The following is a 19,090-nucleotide window of genomic DNA, read 5'->3' as shown; positions in this document are numbered from 1 at the left end:
AGAAAGCAGCACGAGATTTGCAGAATTGCGCAAATGCGCGGTGCGGCTAGAACGGATGGCGGGAACTAGATTATCTGCAATTGAAGAGTGTGACGTCAGGAGCGTGTGAGATTGTTCACGTGGCCATCGAGGGAACTCAATTTGAGTGCAATCGGGGTAGTTCCAGAGCCTACTGGATACCGATGCGTCTTCTGAGCATACTCAACCTCTCAAAGCCATGACCGGCGGGAAACTAACGGCGCCATGATGTCACTGTATTTCAGCGAAGTTACAGATGGCATGAAGGTGAGTCGAATATTGCCACGCTAAACCAATGGCGGGAGATATTTTGTAGAAACGAGCAAGATATTTGCAGTATGGAGCATGGACGAAATGACACCCTCCGCGATCTCCTATTGGGGGAGTATCTTCGCACATTGGGATGACAACTATGCCTGCAGAATTCACCACTGACTTCGGTCGCGGAGTGCCCCTCGAAAATATCCTGGAAGGTCAGCCCGTCGCTGGGAACATGGGCGGCCAGGAGATTGTGGTAGTCAAGAATGGCTCGAATCTCTTTGCGGTGGACGGCCTTTGCTCGCACTATCACTCCCCTTTGAAGAATGGGATTGTTGTCAATGACACCATCCGGTGTCCGTTACATCACGCTTGCTTTGATCTCAAGACTGGCGAGGCTATCGCAGCTCCTGCCCTAGACACTCTCAAATGCTGGAGAACAGAGGTAGTTGGTGATCTGGTCTTCGTCCGCGAGGTTCTCAAAGCTCCGGTGCTATCGCGAACCCTTCCACAAGTACCGAAGTCGGTCGTCATCATAGGCGGAGGAGCCGCAGGGCTGGCAGCTGCGGAGATGTTACGCCGCGAAGGATATGGCGGCCCTCTCACGATGCTCAGCGCCGATGATGACGCTCCGTACGACCGGCCTAACCTTTCGAAGGATTACCTCGCCGGTGCAACACCTCCGGAATGGATGCCCCTGCGCGTGCCAGACTATTACGCAACGCACAAGATCGACCTGGTGCTGCAGACCCGTGTCACCTCGATCGACCGGGAACAGAAACGGCTTCAGCTGGAGAATGGAAAGTTCCACCCATACGACGCGCTGCTGATCGCCACCGGAGCGCGCCCGGTCCCGCTCACAATTGAAGGAGTAGACCCTGCCAACATCTATTACCTGCGGTCATTTCACGACGCGAGGAGACTGGCAGCTGCTACAGCAACCGCAAAACGGGTAGTCGTGGTCGGTGCAAGTTTTATCGGCCTAGAGACAGCAGCCTCTCTTCGTACCCGTGGAGTCGATGTTCATGTAGTTGCTCCCGATTCTGAACCTTTGGCGAAGGTCTTAGGGACGGAGGTTGGCCGATTCATACGTGAGCTCCACGAGTCTCACGGAGTGCATTTTCATCTCGGTCGCCTTCTGAGCCGGGCAGACGGCCGGGTCATCACGCTTAGTGATAACTCCCAGATCGATGACGTCGATCTGATCGTGGCAGGAATTGGAGTGCGTCCATCGCTGGAACTGGCTACACAGGCCGGCCTTCAGGTGGATCGTGGTGTTATCGTTGATCCCTATCTTGCCACCAATGACCCGAACATCTATGCTGCCGGCGATATCGCCCGGTGGCCCGATCCGCACTCCGGCCAATCGATCCGGGTAGAGCACTTCGCTGTGGCACAACGACAGGGACAGACGGCCGCTAAGAACATCCTGGGAATGAAGGTGCCGTTCGATGCCGCCCCGTTCTTTTGGAGCCAGCATTACGACGTCACGGTCAACTACGTTGGTCACGCAGAACCTTATGACGAGATCGTGATCGATGGCTCTCTATCGGGTCGAAACTGCGAGATCCGATTCAGCGCAAATGGCGTGCTCAGAGCCATCGCTACCATCGGCCGAGATAGGGAGAACCTGCTCGCGGAGCTTCAATTTGAGCGCAGAAGAGAGGTCGGTGCCAGCAGAACGTGACGAGAGCTATACGAAGTCGTGTGCGTACTGGTTATGCGAAGGCGGTCGTAGCGCCTCGGGTTCATTGGTCACAGCAGACTGTACGAATTGTGCAGTGGAGCTCATGACATGAGTGATTTTGAAACAGCGAATGAGCTTCGGGAATTGATTCGATCTGACGAGGAGATCCTCGCTCGGATCAGAAAGGAAGAGGCCGAGATTCTCGATCACATTTCCAGCGTTGGTTTTCCCTCGGCGAGCTCGAGGGCCCATCTGCTTTCAGAGATGCGAGAGGTCGAGGAACGGTTACACAAAAACCGTATCAGGCTGGGAAGCACATAACACTCGCATAGATCGTTTCTCTGAGCACTCGGAAGAGGCTGAGACCACGCCCGTTTTTTGATCGTTAGACGATCACACAGTTTATCGACGTCGCGGGATTCATGAACTCGCCGTCATATTTCACCCAAGCATGACATAAAGGAGAAGAAGCATGGAATCGACTCAGGAAATAATTCCACCAGTCCCCCCATTCACTCGTGAAACAGCGCTATTAAAGGTCCGTAAGGCCGAAGATGGCTGGAACTCTCGTGACCCTAAGCGGGTTTGCCTCTCTTACTCTATCGACTGCCATTGGCGTAACCGCGCTGAGTTCCCGGTCGGGCGCGAGCAGATCATCGAGTTCCTCACCCGGAAGTGGGATCGGGAGCTTGACTACAGACTCATCAAGGAGCTCTGGGCGTTTACCGATAACCGCATTGCAGTTCGTTTCGCCTATGAATATCGCGACGACTCTAACCAGTGGTATCGGTCCTACGGCAATGAAAACTGGGACTTCAATCCCCAGGGAATCATGGTCTACCGTTACGCCTCAATCAATGACAAGCGAATTACGCCAGAAGAACGACTCTTTCACTGGCCTCTGGGACGACGCCCAGATGATCACCCCGGATTGAGCGACCTCGGCCTCTAGCTTCAGGCCTGGGCGGGGGCACAATGCCCCCGCCTTATGTTTCATTGCAATTCCCCAAAGAAAGATAGTGTCCGCATTATGAAGATTGAACACCATCGCATTACTGCAAACGGCCTGAACCAGCACTACGTCGATGCCGGTTCGGGGCCAGCGGTCATCCTGCTGCACGGCTTTCCTGAAACGAGCTATGCGTGGCGCCACCAGATTCCCGTTCTCGGTCAGTCATACCGTCTGATCATCCCTGACTTGCGGGGCTATGGTGCAACGGAAAAGCCAGATACAGGTTATGACAAACGCACCATGGCGAATGACATCGTAGCGTTGATGTCAAAGCTTGGGATTGAGAAGGCTGCGATCATCGGGCATGATCGAGGGGTTCGCGTAGCAACCCGCCTTGTGAAGGACCATCCCGAGGTTGTGGCTCGTTTTGGTGCACTCGATAACATCCCCACTCGGGTCATCTTCGAAAACGTGAACGCGAACCTGGCGCAGGGAGCTTGGTTCTTCTTCTTCAATTCCGTTCCTGATCTCCCCGAGGCCCTGATCCATGGGAGAGAAGAGATGTGGCTCCGCTACACCATAAACTCTTGGGCATACCGTCTCGATGCGTTTAACGACGCGGATATTGCCGAGTACGTGAAGGCATATTCCCAGCCAGGGGGGCTTCGCGGCCCATTCGCAGATTATCGCGCATGGCGCCAGGACCTCGAACAAGATCAGGTTGATCGCGACGTCAAAATCACCTGTCCGACACTTGCTCTGTGGGGGAGAGATTTCGTAGGCGCCAAGGTTGTCGATATGGCCGCCGTTTGGAAAGGTATGGCGGATGACCTGTCGACATGTGAGATCCCCTTCTCCGGTCATTTCCCACAGGCGGAGCAGCCGGAGGCCACAAATGCGGCCTTGTTGGATTTCTTAAATCCCTGGCAAGGGTAACCGTAAGCCCGCTCGGATGAGCGGGCTTAACTTTTGCGTTCAACACTGGAGTGTAAACACGGACCCCGCAGATCAAAGGAGAACAAATGGCAGTCGCACAAGTCTCACCGATACCTGCACAGTCCGCAGCGAAGCTTAAATAAGGGGGGCTTCGACGGCCAATTCATTGATGGAGCATGGCGCCCCGGTAAGCATGGATCGAAGCTTTCCGACATCGATCCTTACTCCGGCGAAGTCCTGGCAGAGATCGTTCAGGCCAACAAGGACGGCCTCGATCAAGCCTACCGCGATGCTGCATCTGCCCAAATTGCCTGGGCTGCTGCAACACCGCGGTGACAGCCTCCGCTATCTTGACGGTCGATAGATGCAATGCCGCGGAGCCTGGACCAGGCTCCGCGGCATTACTCCGGAAAGCTGCATAAGGCATTTAATCGCCAGATGGCCGGAACTTGCTGACTACTATGTATTACGCCCCATGATTTCTACTGCTTCGGTCGTCGTTAGAACGGCGTGGGCAAGAAAAGCATAGTTGATCAACGCTGCCGTGTAGCCATACCCCCATTCCGGATGCTTCGGCGCCGCGGTGGCATCTTTCACTACGGCAACTTCAAATCCCTGTTCAAGCAATTCGCGAAGATGAGATTCAACGCACATGTTGGCAAGCATTCCCCCCAGTATGACTTTGCTGATCCGATATTTCCGCAATTGCAGGACAAGATCGTTGGTTTCCGGCCCCCAGACACGGTGTGGCGAAACCACGACGGTTTTTCCGTCCTCGATGTAGGGCTTATACCGCTCCAGCCAGTCCGCGCCGGAACCCTTGAGCCCCTCGAGACTCAATCTGCCCTTCCTTGCGAACATGTTCTCGGTCGCTTCGACCGTTTCAAGCGGTCCATTAAACTTCCAGCCTTTATCCTCGGGGAAAAAGTAGTGCGGAGAGATGAATACCTCGTAGCCATGCGCCTTAGCCGCTTTGAAGATCCTCTCAATGTTTTCGACGGTATTGTTTTCCTTAAGACTTTCGTGAAGCAAAGGCCACGCAAGACCTTTCTCGCTGAGCACATCATTCTGTGGGTCGATGATCACGACTGCCGTATCTGATCTATTGAGGGTCAAGCCGTGGGAAGTTCCCTCATGCTGAGTTTTATCGGCCTGGATCCCAGCGCCTTGCGCGGTGAGAGTCGATGTGAGGAGTGTGGCAGCGGATGCGCTTGCAGTGGTCAAGAAGCGGCGCCGGGTCGTGTTCAACAGATCAATAGATTCCATGTGTTCTCCTTGCATAGTGAGGCCGGTTATGTATCCATAATCTTGTTTGTCTCGCGTTTCGATTTACCAGCCAGCTCTCGCCGTAACTTCTCGTGTTCGGCGTCGAAAGCGGGGACTGTTCCTCGATCGCATACAGGGCCGCGTGAGTCTCTTCAGCGGCGAGCGGGGGATGATGCGCTGCTGACAGTTCCAGCCAAATGCCTCGACCTGGACACGGGAAAACCCGCGTCGACGTGCAATCTGCCGTCCTCACCGATCAGTACGACGGTATTGCCGTCAACCATCGTGAGAATGATGTTTGCTTTGCTTGCTCGTTGCGTGGACATAATCTCTCCCATCTGATTTGTTCCGATCTGCGGTTATCTCGACCGGCGATTTCGATGAGCGCATACGCCGGATAGGTTTCCGAACCAGACGTGTCCGTCAGAATCGTTGATGCATGGAGCTAGGAGACGCCATCCTTCGGATGCGCGTCCATGCTCAATGCTCTAAATGACGTGCTCGTTTCTGCAAAAGATATCTGCTCGAGCGCATTACCTCGATCCGACTGCAATACTTGTACGATTGGTAGCCTATTTTTGCGTGCCGCTATTGCATCCAGAGGCGACCCGTTCTTCCAGAATTAACCGCTCCACGAGGAGAGGCGAAGACACGTGAGCAATGACATTGCAGGATACAGCTACGGAGATCGAGAGATCGGCCATTCCTCTCTCTCCGAAGAAGAGCTTGAAGATTTGAAAGTCGGTGCCCGCTTTACGGAGGAAGATGTTCGCTACCTCCGGATGGCTGGCGAGGTTCTGCAGGGTCAAACGACTGAGATAGTGCATCTGTGGAGATCCGAGATTATTGCCCACATCCCCCACCTGGCGAAGCATTCTCGCTCTCTTGACGGAGGTTCACTTCCAGACTATCTGGCAAGATCAAATCGCCGGTTCGAGCAATGGATCCTCGACACCTGCCTTCGCCCATACGACCGCACGTGGCTTGATTATCAGCATGAGATTGGGTTGAGGCACACCGCCCCCAAGAAGAACCAGGTTGACCACGTATCGTCGACCTCGCATATTCCATTCCGAGATGTGCTTTCATTCATCCCTGTCATCAATGAAACGATGAAGCCATTTCTGGGAAGGAAGGGGCACACTCAGGATGAAGTCGAATGTATGCATCGGGCCTGGTCGAAGTCGATGCTGATTCAAATGGCGATCTGGACAGAGGCATACGAAGAGAGTCAAAAAAACAAAGCGGGTTGAACTCTTCGATGGATGTTTTGGCGTATGGCATGGAATGTAACGGTTCGATTTGTAGCGACACCGGCATGATCCCGAGGGCTAGCGATCGGGTAATGCGGGCTGACTGGGAGGAACATTATGAGCATTCAAGAAACTGAGACGAGCGTCGTACATGATCGGCTAGGACCGAGTCATCACCGGTTTCCGGAGCAAAAATTTTCAGCATTCCGTCCCGCCCCTGCTACTCCTCCGACCGAAGTTAGCATTTCGATTGATGGCAAGCCAGTTCAAGCCCACGAGGGCGAATTGCTGATCGATGCCGTCCTGCGCCTGCAGGATATCCCGCACGTCTGTTACCACTCCCCGCTCATGGGACCTATCCAGACCTGCGACACATGTTTAGTCGAGGTCGATGGGCAACTGGCGCGGTCCTGCGGCACAAAGATTAATGCTGGCATGAAGGTTGTCACGGACTCCGAACGTGCCAAAAGTGCGCGGACAGAGGGCTTCGATAGAATCCTCGGCAATCACATGTTGTATTGCACGGTGTGCGACAACAACAACGAAAACTGCCGTGTCCACAATACGACGAGGATGCTCGGCATCGAGCATCAAACGATACCCTTTACACCCAAGCCTTATGAAGTGGACATGTCCAACCCCTTCTATCGCTACGACCCGAGCCAGTGCATTCTGTGTGGTCAATGTGTCCAGGCCTGCCAGACCGTTCAGGTCAATGAAACGCTCTCGATAGGCTGGGAGCTCGATCGTCCGCGTGTCCTGTGGGATGGTGGTATGCAGATCGGTGGATCGAGCTGTGTCTCCTGTGGGCAATGTGTAACCGTCTGTCCCTGCAATGCTCTCATGGAGAAGTCCATGCTCGGCGAGGCTGGTTTTATGTCGGATCTCCCTCATCAGGCCCTTGAAAAGTTAATCGATGTAGTGAAAGATGTCGAGCCAGAGATGGGCTACGGCGCGATCATGAAGGTCTCTGAAGTCGAGGCGCACATGCGCGAATCACGTACTAAGAAGACTAAGACGGTCTGTACCTATTGCTCGGTGGGCTGCAGCTACGATGTCTGGACGAAGGATCGTAAGATCCTCAAAGTTGTCCCTGGACATGGCGATGCAAACCAGATCTCCACCTGCGTGAAAGGTAAATTCGGTTGGGATTTCGTGAATCACGAAGACCGCCTCCAGAAACCACTCATTCGTGAGGGTAACGGCTTCCGAGAAGCCAGCATGGAGGAAGCTCTCAATCTGATTGCATCCAGGCTGTCTCAGATCAAAGCCGAGTCCGGACCCGACTCCATCGCGGTGATTGCTTCATCGAAGACAACAAACGAAGACGTTTACCTGATGCAAAAGTTTGGGCGCCAAGTCATTGGTACGCAAAACATCGATAACTGTTCCCGTTACTGTCAGTCGCCTGCCACCACGGGCCTCTTCCGTACCGTTGGCTACGGCGGAGATTCGGGCTCTTTTGAAGACCTTGTATTTTCTAAGCTCATCCTCATTGTTGGAGCAAACTCCGCAGAGGCGCACCCGGTACTTGCAGCACGAATGAAGCGGGCACACAAATTCTTTGGGACGAGGTTGGTTGTAGCTGACCCACGCGTGAATGAGTTGGCCCATCGCGCCGATCTTCACTTCCGGCCGCGCCCTGGCACCGACATTGTCTGGCTTTGCGCGATGAGTCGTTACATGTTCGATCAGGGCCACGCAAAGCTCGACTTTATCGATAAGTGGGTGAACAATCTCGACGAATTCAAGAAGAGTCTTGAGCCTTTCACCATGGAGTACGCGTCGAAAGTCTGCGGGATACCGCTTGCGACGCTTGAAAAACTTGCCCAGGAACTTGTGGCAGCCGAAACCATCGCGATCTGCTGGGCCATGGGGGTGACGCAACACATCCGCGGCTCCGACATATCCACCGCGATCTCGAACTTTCTCCTGACGACCGGTAACTACGGTCGCAGAGGAGGTGGCGCGTATCCCCTGCGCGGGCACAACAATGTGCAGGGTGCTGGAGACATGGGAGCTGCGCCGAACTATTATCCCGGCTATCAGCTCGTTAATGATCCCGAAGTGCGAGCCAAGTTCGAGAAGGGCTGGGGAGTAAAACTACCTCCCGAACGAGGCATGGACAATCATCAAATGGTGGAGGCTGCGATCGAAGGCAAACTCCGCGCAATGTACATCGCCGGTGAAGACATGATCGGAGCCGATTCAAACTCCAACCATGTCGCCGCCGCCTTTGAGAAACTTGACTTCATGGTACTGCAGGACATCTTCTTCACGGAGACCTGCCGTTATGCCGATGTTGTTTTGCCTGCCTCCCCTGCTCTCGAGAAGGATGGCACCTTCACCAATACCGAACGCCGTATCCAACGGACATATCAAAGCCTGCCCGAACTTGGTGACTCCATGGCAGACTGGAAGATCACGCAGGAGATCGCCAAACGAATGGGCACGGATTGGAACTACTCGCATCCTTCGGAGATCATGGACGAGATCGCCACCCTAAGTCCGATCCACGCAGGGGCCAGCTATACGCGTCTTGAAGGCTATAGCACCCAGCAGTGGCCGATTTCCGAGGAGGGTGTCGATCAGGCCGTCCTCTACCTCGACGGTTTTCCCTTCCCCGATGGGAAGGCGCGATTCTACCCCGTCTCCTTCACTGAGCCCCTCGAGCCGCTAGACGCCGAGTTCGATCTGTTTCTGAACAACGGCCGCCAACTGGAGCACTTTCACGAAGGCAACATGACGCTTCGCGTCCATGGTATCCAGGAAGAGACTCCGGAGCGTTACATCGAAGTATCACCGGAACTCGCGAAAGAGCGGGGTGTCGAATCGGGTAGCTGGGTGAGAATCACAAGCCGCCACGGCTCAATCAGGATCAAGGTGCTCGTCACCTCCCGCGTTGAAGGCCACCAGGTTTACCTTCCTCTCCTTTCGCAGGAGGGACCGCTCAATGTCCTCACTGGTTCACATGTTGACGATGCCACGAATACGCCGGCATATAAAGAGACCGCTGTAAAGATGATTGTCCTCAACGAAAAAGGCGATAATCCGCTGAAGCCTTTGAACTTCCGCTATAACGCAAAGCCGACTCCGCAAATGGGCGTCGAGGTCGAACGCAAGTGGAAGCGAAAAGACTACTATCTGCCCGGCACGGCAAAGCTAGTCGAGATTGAGACGAGGAAATAGTCGCGATAAAGGAGTCTGGTTCCATGGCTAAAGCTGTAGAGTTTCGTCATTTCAAACCCGCGAATTCACGGGAAGATCTCGTCCGGCGAATTGAAGATTCGCCACAGACGCACGCGGACGCAGTGCTTGAGGCCTTTGATCTCCTCGACAATCTTCACAAGAAGGGGCTTCTCTCTGCTCTGAACGGTGCATTGGGTGCCAGCGAAACACTCATCAACCAAGCTGTCGACATCGTGAGTTCTAAGGAGGCCGTGAGCGCGACTCGTATAGCACTGATGCTCGGCGGCCTGCTCAGTTCGGTGGACGCCAATCAGGTCAGCGCGGCCCTCAAGGGTTCGGAAGAAGAAAAACCACCCTCACTGCTCGCCATCGCCAGACTTGCCACAAGCAAAGATGTTCGACGTGGAATGGCAACTGGCCTGGCTTTATTGGCAGTCTTCGGCTCCGCATTGGCGGGCCAAAAAAAGCCCGATCAAAAGGACTGAGGCAACTTTATTGTCTTATAGACAAGTACTCCAACAGTCAGCCAGCATGGATTACTGAGTATTGGAACAGACCGCCGAGGGAAGAGACATACAGGGAGGAAGCTATGAGAGCAACCCAGGAACTTCACGATCTAGGTCAAAGCCTGTGGCTCGACAACATTACTAGAGATCTGCTCGACAGCGGAACATTAAAGCGCTACATCGACGAGTTTTCGATCACGGGTCTCACGTCGAATCCGACCATCTTTGAGCACGCAATCTCGCGGAGTAGCTCCTACGACGCTGAGATCCTGCGTTTGACAGGAGCGGGCCTCTCAGGTGAGGATCTCTTCTTCAAACTTGCAATAGAAGACCTGAGGAGAGCCGCTGACCTGTTCGCTCCGGTTTATAAGCGCACAGCCACTGTCGATGGTTTTGTGTCGCTCGAGGTATCGCCGTTATTGGCTTATGACACCCAAAGTACGGTTCGCGAGGCTGCAGCTCTACATGGCGGAGCCGAGCGTCCAAATCTGTTCATCAAGATTCCAGGCACGAAGGAGGGAGTGCCTGCGATCGAGGAGTCGATTGCAGTGGGCATTCCAGTGAATGTAACCCTGCTCTTTTCCAGGGAACAGTATTTGGCCTCCGCGGAGGCTTATATGCGGGGTTTGGAGCGGCGTGTCTCCAAAGGCCTGTCTCCAGATGTCCGCTCGGTAGCTTCCTTGTTCGTCAGCCGTTGGGACAAAGCTACACTTGACGACGTACCGGAGCCGCTGCACGACAAACTTGGCATCGCTGTCGGACGGCAGGTCTATAAAGCATACCGGGACCTTCTGGAGTCCGGGCGCTGGCAACGGCTGGCAAATCTCGGTGCCCACCCCCAGCGATTACTGTTCGCCAGTACCGGCACAAAGGACCCCAAGGCGTCGGACGTCCTTTATGTCAGCGCGCTTGCCGCACCAAACACAGTCGATACGATGCCGGAGGAGACCCTCGTCGCTTTTGAGAAACACGGAACGTTGAGTGGGGCAATTCCCCGCAACGGCGGAGATTGCGAGGAGGTCCTGGTTGATTTTGAAAAGGTAGGGATTGACCTAACCAAACTCGCCGCCGACCTCCAAAGTGAAGGCGCTAAGGCATTCAGCGACTCTTGGGCAAAGCTGCTGAATGCTATTCAGCAGAAAAGCAAGGCACTCCAACAGCCAGGGTAGCTCGAATCCAGATGCGGCCACTGGACAGTTACATTCAACGATACGCAACGGAACACAGTGCCGAATTGGCCGTGCTCCGCTGCGCGTCGATTGACTCAACTAGCTCTGATGAACTAAACATCGAGAACGAGTTGTACGTCCTCTCCGATCAAAACGCCCCCTGTTTCCAGCGCAGCATTCCAGGCCAAGCCAAAGTGCCTCCGATTGATCTTCGTCGTAGCCGGTAGGCCGATGCGGGTGTTGCCGAATGGGTCTTTCCCGGGCGCACTGGGACCCTCAACCGCAAAGGTGACTGGCTTCGTGACGCCGTGGATGGTGAGGTCACCGGTGACCGAGTATGCTTCAACGCCCCTTTTTCTCGACCATTGTCGACTTGAAAGTCATCTTCGGATGCTGCTCCTGATGAAAGAAGTCAGCGCTCTTGAGATGAGCATCGCGTTTTCCGTCGCCGGTATCCAACTTATCGATATCTACAGAAGCCTCGATACTGCTCAGGGTCTCATCGGCGGTGTTTACGATGAGCCTGCCGCTCAGGCCGCTGAAACTATCTTTTACGTTCGAGATCATCATGGGTCTGATCTTGAACTCTGCTTGTGAGTGCGCAGGATCAATGGTTCATGTGATCGTTGAGGCTGTTTGCGTTGTTGCGTTCGTGATGCTTATCTTTCCCCTTGATTCTTATGAATTGTCTGCTGCCGCGGCGACTACGTTCAACGCGGTCCAAAGAGAACGCTATCTGTTCCGATACACGGCCTTCATGACTTAAGGCCCTATTTACAGGCCTCGCATTTTGCCCTACAAAGCCTCGAGCGTTTGTCGTAGCTACCGATACGTGAAGATAGAAGACGTTATCCATTGGATAGTCGTCTATGCGCGATGCTCCAAATCGTTTGCATATTGCTACAAAAGATTCCCATGCCACAGTCACCACATGCCTAGTTGAAGCATTTGCAAAATTTGAGATTTAGAGAATCAATAACTTCATTGGAATAGAGGACGAAGTCCGCTCAATCGCCGTCAACATCTCGTCACCTTCCGTCCTAATGACAACTATGAACAACGAGGACCGGGTAAGATCCCGGCTGCATCCCTCGATAGGCTGTTGAACCAAATATCGCGAGATCCACGTTCCCGCGGTCGCGCACTGCGCGTGCGACTGACGCGTGAGCAGTCTGCATCTCAGAGATGCAGGCCATCAGTCTCAAGGGCCGGCTTCCGCAATAGGACAAGCACTGCAAACGCCCCGACCCATGCCCCGGCAGCACAGGCAAACATGACCGAACGAAACCCCGACAGGAAGGCAGCGTCAAGCAGCGATTCAGCCTCGTTCCGTTGGTTCGGTGTGAGGCCTAAAGGTATGGGAGCTGCATGCAGACGAGATCGGTTTGTGAGCATCTCTGCGCGTGCCTCTAGCGGCAATCCGGAATACCCAAGACGGACACTTAGATTCGTAGCGAATCCGTGCGCTAGAACGAGCGAGAGCAAGGACACGGATATCAGTCCTGCGAGTCGAGAGAATGCGTTGTTTACTGCCGACGCGATTCCTGTAGAATTCTCGGGAACCGAAGACATGACGGCGGTCGTGAGAGGCGCGACTACGCAAGTCATTCCAGCGCCAAGAAGCAGCACTCCGGGTAAAATCGCCCGGACGTATCCGTTCTGTCGATCTGATAGTGCGAAAGCGACGAAGCCTGCCCCCGCGAGTGTTGCCCCGACAGATAGCAATACCGATTCGCCTATTCTGGGAATGAGTGCCCCAACGCGGGTCGAAAAGATAAACATGAGAGCGATCAGCGGGAGAAAGACTGCGCCGGCCTTAGCCGGAGCATAATGTCGTATCTGGATCAGATAGAACGGTGTGACATAAAGGGCTCCGACCAGTGCTCCGTATAGCAGGAACGTAAGAAGGTTGGCTGCGAGAAAGCGCGGAATTCGAAAGAGCGACAGCGGCATCATAGCGCTCGCCCGCCCTGACTGAGATCTGAGAAACGCTGCCAAAAGTGCCAAGCCGGTGACGAAAAGCCATAAGACCCTTGGGTCTCTCCAACCGAACTCGGGCGCGAACGATAGCGCATAAATAATGGCGGCAAACGCTGAAGTAGCGAGAGTAGCTCCCAGACGATCTAGTGGCTGCGCCGGTTTACCTTCATAAACCGCGCGACTCTCTGGAATCCGAGGCGCCAGGAGGATCACTATAAGAGCGAGCGGTAGATTCAACAGGAAGATAAGCCGCCAGGACCACGCCTGCATAAGCCAACCCCCAGCGACTGGGCCAAGCGCGGCAAAGACACTCGTCCATGCAGACCAGGTGCCGATGGCCCTACCGCGGCGGTCGGGCTCGAAAGACGCGGATAGGATCGAGAGCCCTTGCGGGATCAACAGTGCTGCGCCAATCCCCTGCACCGCCCGGGCCGTTATGAGTTGGGCAATCGAAATCGAAGCTGCGCAGGCCGCTGAAGCCAGTGCAAAGAGCATCACTCCCCAGAGAAATGCTCGCCGCCGTCCGTATCGGTCACCGATCGCGCCGCCGAGTAGTAGTAACGCTGCACTGAACAAGGCATAGCTCTGGACGACCCACTGGATACCAGCGGAGGTTGCCTTGAAGTTCGCTTGCAAAGTCGGAAGCGCAACATTGACCACCGACCCGTCCATAAAAGCAAGAGAAGACCCCAGAATCGTGGCCACCAGTATCCATTTACGATCAGTGGGCGAACACGGCGAAGTTGCGGTGGAGAAGCCTACCTGCGTACAGGGTGGCGCGACATGCGATTTGGGAACTAATAATGTCTTCACAAGAGTTGGGGCGTTCGCGAACGTGAAAGGGACGGGCCAATCCAATGCTGGCCCTGATCCTCATTTTGGCCTTCACCTGTTTCGTGCGCGGGAGATCGACCGCCATCCGGTCAATTTCCCGTTTGCATGTCACAGGCCGATTCCAAGGCAGGGGTGTGATTGGAAAGGGACAGATACTGGTGGACGAATGAGATCACCATACTCCCTTCGCCGACACCGGAGGCAACGCGCTTGATGGATCCGTGGCGGATATCGCCGACGCAAAATACTCCGGGAACGCTGGTCTCCAACGGATAGGCTAAACGCGAGAGCCGCCACATATCATCGATATCGCGACCGGTGCAGAGATAGCCGTGTTCGTCGTGATGGATCTCGTGAGGCAGCCAGGAGGTATTGGCGGTTGCGCCAATCATGATAAAGAGAGCGCCTGCTGCGCGGGGACTGATTACGCCTGTCTGGCGATTCCGTGTCTGGATCGTTTCAAGGTTGTTGGCGCCATCCACGGAGACGACCTCGGTGTGGGCCTCTACGGCGATATTGGCTTTGTTGCCGATCTCGGTGATAAGGTACTGCGACATGCTTAGCGAGAGACTTTCCCCGCGGACGAGAACAGTAACACGAGCCGCATAGCCCGAAAAGAAGAGAGCCGCCTGCCCTGCCGAGTTTCCTCCACCTACGATGAAGATGTGTTTTCCTACGACTGCCATGGCCTCGGTTCGAGAAGCACCGTAGAGAACACCACGTCCGCTGAGCCTGTCGATTCCTGCTGCATCGAGCAATCGCCACTCGACCCCTATGGCGAGAATGATGGAGCGTGCATCGATCCTTGTTCCGCCGTTCAGCGTCAAAGTCTTTTTTTCGCCGGAGAACACGATCTGCTCTACCTTTCTCGAGACCACGATCTCCGAGCCGAAGCGGCTTGCCTGCTGGAGCGCTCGCTGGCTGAGTTCTTCTCCAGAGATGCCTCCTGGAAAGCCCAGATAATTCTCGATTCGTGAAGAGGTTCCTGCCTGGCCACCGGGCGTGGCTTGTTCGATCATCAGCACTTTAAGTCCTTCGGAGGCTCCGCAGACTGCGGCGGCTAAACCGGCTGGGCCGCCCCCAACGATGACGACATCATAGGCAGGTAAACGTGGTTTGGTTTGTATGCCGAGAGCTTCGGCCAGCTCACGCTCGGTTGGCTCATGGAGTACAGTTTGCCCGTCGATGATAGCGGTCAACCCTGCTAGGGGGATGGACAAATCGCTGGGAAGGCGGTCTCTGTCGAAGATCCTATCGACCCAGGAGTAAGGAATTCGGCTGCGCGAGAGGAAGCTTAAAATGTCCCGGCAACGTGAATGGTTCTCGTCCCCGACGACGACAACGCGGGTAGTTTTTGTTTTGCAGACCATCTCCTGGACACCGCCTACGCGAGTGGCCATAATCTCTAAAATGCGCTCGCTCCACCTCTTCGATTCCGAGATGAGCTCGTAGAAGAGAGGCCCGTCCATCCTCAGGATTCGGGAGTCGACCCTGGCTCGAAGACCGACGAGTACCCTGGCACCGAGCAGGAGAGGGACTTCTCCGAAGCACTCTTCTGACTCATATACGCCTAGTGGGCGCGCTACCCCACCGATCTCTTTTAGGAACTCGACGCCCCCTTCGATGACGACAAAGAAGCAAGGCATATCTCCTTCGCGAGTAAGCCAGTCTCCGGCGCGCACGTGAAGATCGGCCGCCGTGCGACCCACTCTTTCTCGCTGAATTTTTGAAAGGAGAGAGAAAAGCGGCACCTTCGCAAGTTCATCTGCTGTGATCATCTTTGTTCCTTCTTGCAAAGCTTGCCGCGTCGGCCATTCATCGATCACTTTGAGATGCTGGGCGAGCTTCCCCGCCCAGCATCTCGACTACGCCTTCAAGAAAGTCAGAAGTTCCTGATTGACTTGATCTGGAATAGTTGTACACATGCCGTGAGGCGCGCCGGGGATCACCTTCAGCGTCGCGTTCTTGATGATCTTGACGGAGAGCATCCCTGAATCGGAGATCGGAACGATCTGATCCGCGTCACCTTGCAGAATCAAGGTTGGGACCTCGATCTTCTTGAGATCCTCTGTCTGGTCTGTCTCCGAGAATGCTTTGATGCAGTCGTAAGAGGCGATGACAGAAGACTGCATGCCCTGACTGACGAACTGCTGCCGTGCACCCTCGGAGACCTTGGCGTCAGGTTTGTTGTATCCGTAGAAGGGGAGACTTAGATCGAGGAAGAACTGCGCGCGATTTTCGGCGACGCCACTCCGGAGACCGTCGAATACGGATATCGGCAGGCCACCCGGATTCTTGTCGCTTTTGACCATGATCGGAGGAATAGCGCCGATCAGGACAGCTTTCTTCACACGCTTGTTCCCGTGCCGGGCGATGTATCGAACGACCTCACCACCACCCGTCGAGTGACCGACCATCGTAGCTTCCTTGACATTGAGATGATCAAAGAGTTCCGCGAGATCGTCCGCGTACGTGTCGAGGTCATTCCCGCCCCAGGTCTGGGACGAGCGACCATGGCCGCGGCGATCGTGGGCAATCACTCGATATCCTTGCTTGCCGAGGAAGAGCATCTGGGCATCCCAGGCATCCGCCTGCAGAGGCCAGCCGTGTGAGAATGTGACAATCGGACCAGTGCCCCAGTCTTTGAAATAGATGGATACGCCGTCTTTGGTCTTAAAGGTATTCATATCGGAATCTCCGTGATCGTTGTTGGTGGAAGCTGGACTGCTTCCGGGTGCTTCGTACGGCGTCGCCGCGTTTGCCATCGCCGGCAAACTTGCCGCCAAGGCAAACGCTGTACCTCCGAGGATCGCGTGACGGCGGGTAATTTCAAGAGTTGCTTCCTTCATCTTGTCTCCGTGGGGTGTTCCTGGTTAATGGGGTGTGGGCTGTCACTCCACGGCTGTTTAGCCCGGCGAAGACACACCGAGTTGAGCATCACTGTTGCTACGCGCTGATTTCGACGTTTCCTTTGCGCCCATACGGGCACAGGGAATATCGTGAGCAGGCGCGCGACGCGGTGGTACGTGGCGACCCGACTGGTACATCCAGCTTTCATCGGCGAAACTCGCGTTCCTCATGCATGCGAAGTCGAATCGATCGGACTCCCAGAAAACATATGAAACTGCAGAAAACTTCAACTGCTGTACCCAATATTCGATATTTTCGAAGCTCCCTCATCGCAGTTCCTCGCAGTTCGCTAAGAAGTAGAGCCTGTATCTGGACTAGTCAGATGAAGACGCTATCTCAAAAAAGACGAGACATAAGCAATCCAAATAGCAAAGTAACTCCTACCGAACTTGCTAAAACCAGGGTGATGCAGATAGCGCCCCAGCCCCTTTGGTCAGGCGTTGGCAGAGTGATGCCAACCAACGCGATAAACAGTCGGCTAGACCCATCTGAAATGAATCTTGGAAGGAAGCGCCATGCCAACTCGTCTAAAACTCTTGCTCGTTTCTGCATTTCGGCGGACTCATACGCTTCGCGTTGATTCCGGCAACGAAGAACGTAGTTCAATTTATTCTGGCGCTGTTTGACAATCGCGGCAGACGAAACTTTATCTGCAGGCGAATACAAGGAGATTGTTATGAAAGCAGCAGTGATCGCGGCAGCCGGCGAGACACCAGTATTCAGTCATTTCCCTGAGCCCACCGGTACGGAGCGTCTGGAGGTCGTCACGGTCAGCGCATCGGCACTCAGCCCATTCAGCAAGTCGCGCTCCTCAGGTTCCCACTATAGTGCGCAAGGCATCTTCCCGTCCGTAGCTGGTGCCGATGGAGTAGGCCGCACTACAGACGGACGTCGCGTGTACTTCGTCCTCCCGGAAGCTCCTTATGGAGCGCTGGCCGAGAAATCCCTCGTTCGTAAGGAACTGTGCGTTCCGGTACCGGATGGACTCGATGATGTCACAGCGGCCGCTATAGCGAATCCCGGAATGTCAGCCTGGGCGGCGTTAGTGGAACGAGCACAGCTGAGGTCGGGAGAAACAGTACTGATCAACGGCGCGACAGGATCGGCGGGGACTCTGGCAGTACAACTCGCCAAGTACCTCGGAGCGAGCAAAGTAATTGCAACGGGCCGCAGTGAAGCCGACCTTAAAGCTTTGCAGTCTGTGGGTGCGGACGTGGTGATCCCGTTCTCGCTGGACACGTCCAACCCGCAGGGGGCGGATGAATATGAACAGGCGCTCAAAAAAGAGTTCGGTGGCGGAATCGATGTGGTGATCGACTACCTGTGGGGTGAGAGCGCCACAGTGATAATCACCGCCATCGCGAAGTCGGTGGAGGATGCGACGCCCGTCCGTTTCGTCCACGTAGGAGCATCAAGTGGCGAGGATAAGATTGATCTCACCGGGTCTGCTCTCCGGTCTTCCGCCATTCAGCTAATGGGCAGCGGCGTAAAGAGTGTTCCAATGATGAAGCTACTCGACGCCATCAGGCACGTATTCGATGCAGTCGTACCTGCCGGACTGCAGATTGTGACGAGGGTTCTGCCGCTCCAGGAGATTGAAGTGGCTTGGAATGCTCCAGGAAGACCACGCATTGTGGTCACCATACCGTAGGCTTTCCCACGCGTGCAGTGCAGCTCTGGTCGTAGAGAGTCGCGCGGTTTTATGCGCTGCGCCCAGAGTTGCCCCTCATTCAGGGGGCTACGGTCAGCAGACAGCTCCAATTTGAGGGTTAGGAAATGTGTCATGATTGTCTGCGTCACTCAGGTCCAAGCAGGCGAAGTCCTTCTCGACGATGACGTCCAGAGTTCCATGTCCGCCAAGATCGACCGCGGAATAAATGCCGATCTGATTGGTCTCAGCCCATGCGACGGTCTGCTGCGTCGGAAGAATGATTGTGACCTCTGACTGTTCATGGCGAACTTCAACATTCGCCAAACCGGCCTCATGTTCCAATCGGTATATCAAGAAAGCGTCCTCGGCTGAACCGAAATGGATCTTCTCTTCGAGACGACCGGTTTCAATGAGCGTATTCACTTCAGAACGCAACAACCTTAGGCGCACTGAATTCCCTTTGATACGCAGCTTCATGTTG

15 protein-coding genes and 1 pseudogene are annotated in these 19,090 nt (G+C 54.8%); 8 read left to right on the top strand and 8 right to left on the bottom strand.

Translation table 11 applies throughout. From position 1 onward, the window contains the following. Window positions 1-430 precede the first annotated feature (430 nt). The 3 genes from XX99_RS08600 to XX99_RS08585 all read left to right on the top strand — a co-directional run bounded on the left by XX99_RS08600 (window position 431) and on the right by XX99_RS08585 (window position 3,851). The gene (locus XX99_RS08600; RefSeq protein ID WP_197081856.1) at window positions 431-1,963 is read left to right on the top strand and encodes an FAD-dependent oxidoreductase; all 1,533 of its coding nucleotides are present in this window, start codon (window positions 431-433) and stop codon (window positions 1,961-1,963) included. A 472-nt stretch (window positions 1,964-2,435) separates the two neighbouring features. Further along, entirely contained in the window at window positions 2,436-2,915 is a 480-nt protein-coding gene (locus tag XX99_RS08590; protein ID WP_050058937.1) for a nuclear transport factor 2 family protein, read from the top strand. Between the two features lie 78 nt (window positions 2,916-2,993). Continuing rightward, window positions 2,994-3,851: an alpha/beta fold hydrolase gene (locus XX99_RS08585; protein WP_050058936.1), complete on the top strand. Its 858-nt coding sequence runs from the start codon at window positions 2,994-2,996 to the stop codon at window positions 3,849-3,851. 459 nt (window positions 3,852-4,310) lie between these two features. On the opposite strand, the gene XX99_RS08575 is transcribed toward XX99_RS08585, so the two are convergent. Next, entirely contained in the window at window positions 4,311-5,117 is an 807-nt protein-coding gene (locus tag XX99_RS08575; RefSeq protein WP_197081855.1) for a cysteine hydrolase, read from the bottom strand. Between the two features lie 653 nt (window positions 5,118-5,770). On the opposite strand from XX99_RS08575, the gene XX99_RS08570 reads away from it, so the two are divergent. The 4 genes from XX99_RS08570 (at window position 5,771) to tal (ending at window position 11,234) form a co-directional block, all read left to right on the top strand. Next, window positions 5,771-6,370 (top strand): protoglobin domain-containing protein, encoded by a 600-nt coding sequence (locus XX99_RS08570; RefSeq protein WP_050058934.1) that lies wholly within the window; start codon window positions 5,771-5,773, stop codon window positions 6,368-6,370. A gap of 117 nt (window positions 6,371-6,487) precedes the next feature. Then, entirely contained in the window at window positions 6,488-9,559 is a 3,072-nt protein-coding gene (gene fdhF, locus XX99_RS08565; RefSeq protein ID WP_082125389.1) for a formate dehydrogenase subunit alpha, read from the top strand. A 23-nt stretch (window positions 9,560-9,582) separates the two neighbouring features. Continuing rightward, entirely contained in the window at window positions 9,583-10,044 is a 462-nt protein-coding gene (locus tag XX99_RS08560) for a DUF1641 domain-containing protein (RefSeq protein WP_050058933.1), read from the top strand. Between the two features lie 104 nt (window positions 10,045-10,148). After that, window positions 10,149-11,234: a transaldolase gene (gene tal / locus XX99_RS08555; protein ID WP_050058932.1), complete on the top strand. Its 1,086-nt coding sequence runs from the start codon at window positions 10,149-10,151 to the stop codon at window positions 11,232-11,234. Window positions 11,235-11,347: 113 nt separating this feature from the next. Here tal and XX99_RS28330 read toward each other — a convergent pair whose 3' ends face one another. From XX99_RS28330 to XX99_RS08525, 6 genes and pseudogenes are all read right to left on the bottom strand, one after another. Next, window positions 11,348-11,548, bottom strand: a complete 201-nt coding sequence (locus XX99_RS28330; RefSeq protein WP_269430967.1) for a YceI family protein — start codon at window positions 11,546-11,548, stop codon at window positions 11,348-11,350. Window positions 11,549-11,576: 28 nt separating this feature from the next. Continuing rightward, window positions 11,577-11,804, bottom strand: coding sequence for a YceI family protein (locus tag XX99_RS28020; protein ID WP_231581206.1), 228 nt, complete (start codon window positions 11,802-11,804; stop codon window positions 11,577-11,579). 609 nt (window positions 11,805-12,413) lie between these two features. Next, the gene (locus XX99_RS08540; protein WP_050058930.1) at window positions 12,414-13,919 is read right to left on the bottom strand and encodes a DHA2 family efflux MFS transporter permease subunit; all 1,506 of its coding nucleotides are present in this window, start codon (window positions 13,917-13,919) and stop codon (window positions 12,414-12,416) included. A 218-nt stretch (window positions 13,920-14,137) separates the two neighbouring features. Then, entirely contained in the window at window positions 14,138-15,448 is a 1,311-nt protein-coding gene (locus XX99_RS08530; protein WP_231581240.1) for an NAD(P)/FAD-dependent oxidoreductase, read from the bottom strand. A gap of 45 nt (window positions 15,449-15,493) precedes the next feature. Next, window positions 15,494-15,826 (bottom strand): annotated as a pseudogene (locus tag XX99_RS28325) (cyclic nucleotide-binding domain-containing protein); the annotation flags it as partial. 87 nt (window positions 15,827-15,913) lie between these two features. Beyond that, complete coding sequence (locus tag XX99_RS08525; RefSeq protein ID WP_197081873.1) at window positions 15,914-16,735, bottom strand: alpha/beta fold hydrolase; 822 nt, start codon at window positions 16,733-16,735, stop codon at window positions 15,914-15,916. Window positions 16,736-17,634: 899 nt separating this feature from the next. Here XX99_RS08525 and XX99_RS08520 point away from each other — a divergent pair. Further along, window positions 17,635-18,609, top strand: a complete 975-nt coding sequence (locus tag XX99_RS08520) for a quinone oxidoreductase family protein (protein ID WP_050058927.1) — start codon at window positions 17,635-17,637, stop codon at window positions 18,607-18,609. A gap of 93 nt (window positions 18,610-18,702) precedes the next feature. Here XX99_RS08520 and XX99_RS08515 read toward each other — a convergent pair whose 3' ends face one another. Continuing rightward, window positions 18,703-19,086 carry a DUF7009 family protein gene (locus XX99_RS08515; RefSeq protein WP_050058926.1) on the bottom strand — a complete coding sequence of 128 codons (384 nt, stop codon included), beginning with the start codon at window positions 19,084-19,086 and terminating at the stop codon, window positions 18,703-18,705. Window positions 19,087-19,090: the final 4 nt, after the last annotated feature.

The organism is Silvibacterium bohemicum, assembly GCF_001006305.1.
GTDB lineage: Bacteria > Acidobacteriota > Terriglobia > Terriglobales > Acidobacteriaceae > Silvibacterium > Silvibacterium bohemicum.
Note: the sequence above shows the minus strand (reverse complement) of the source record. Positions and strands in the feature narration are given on the sequence as shown.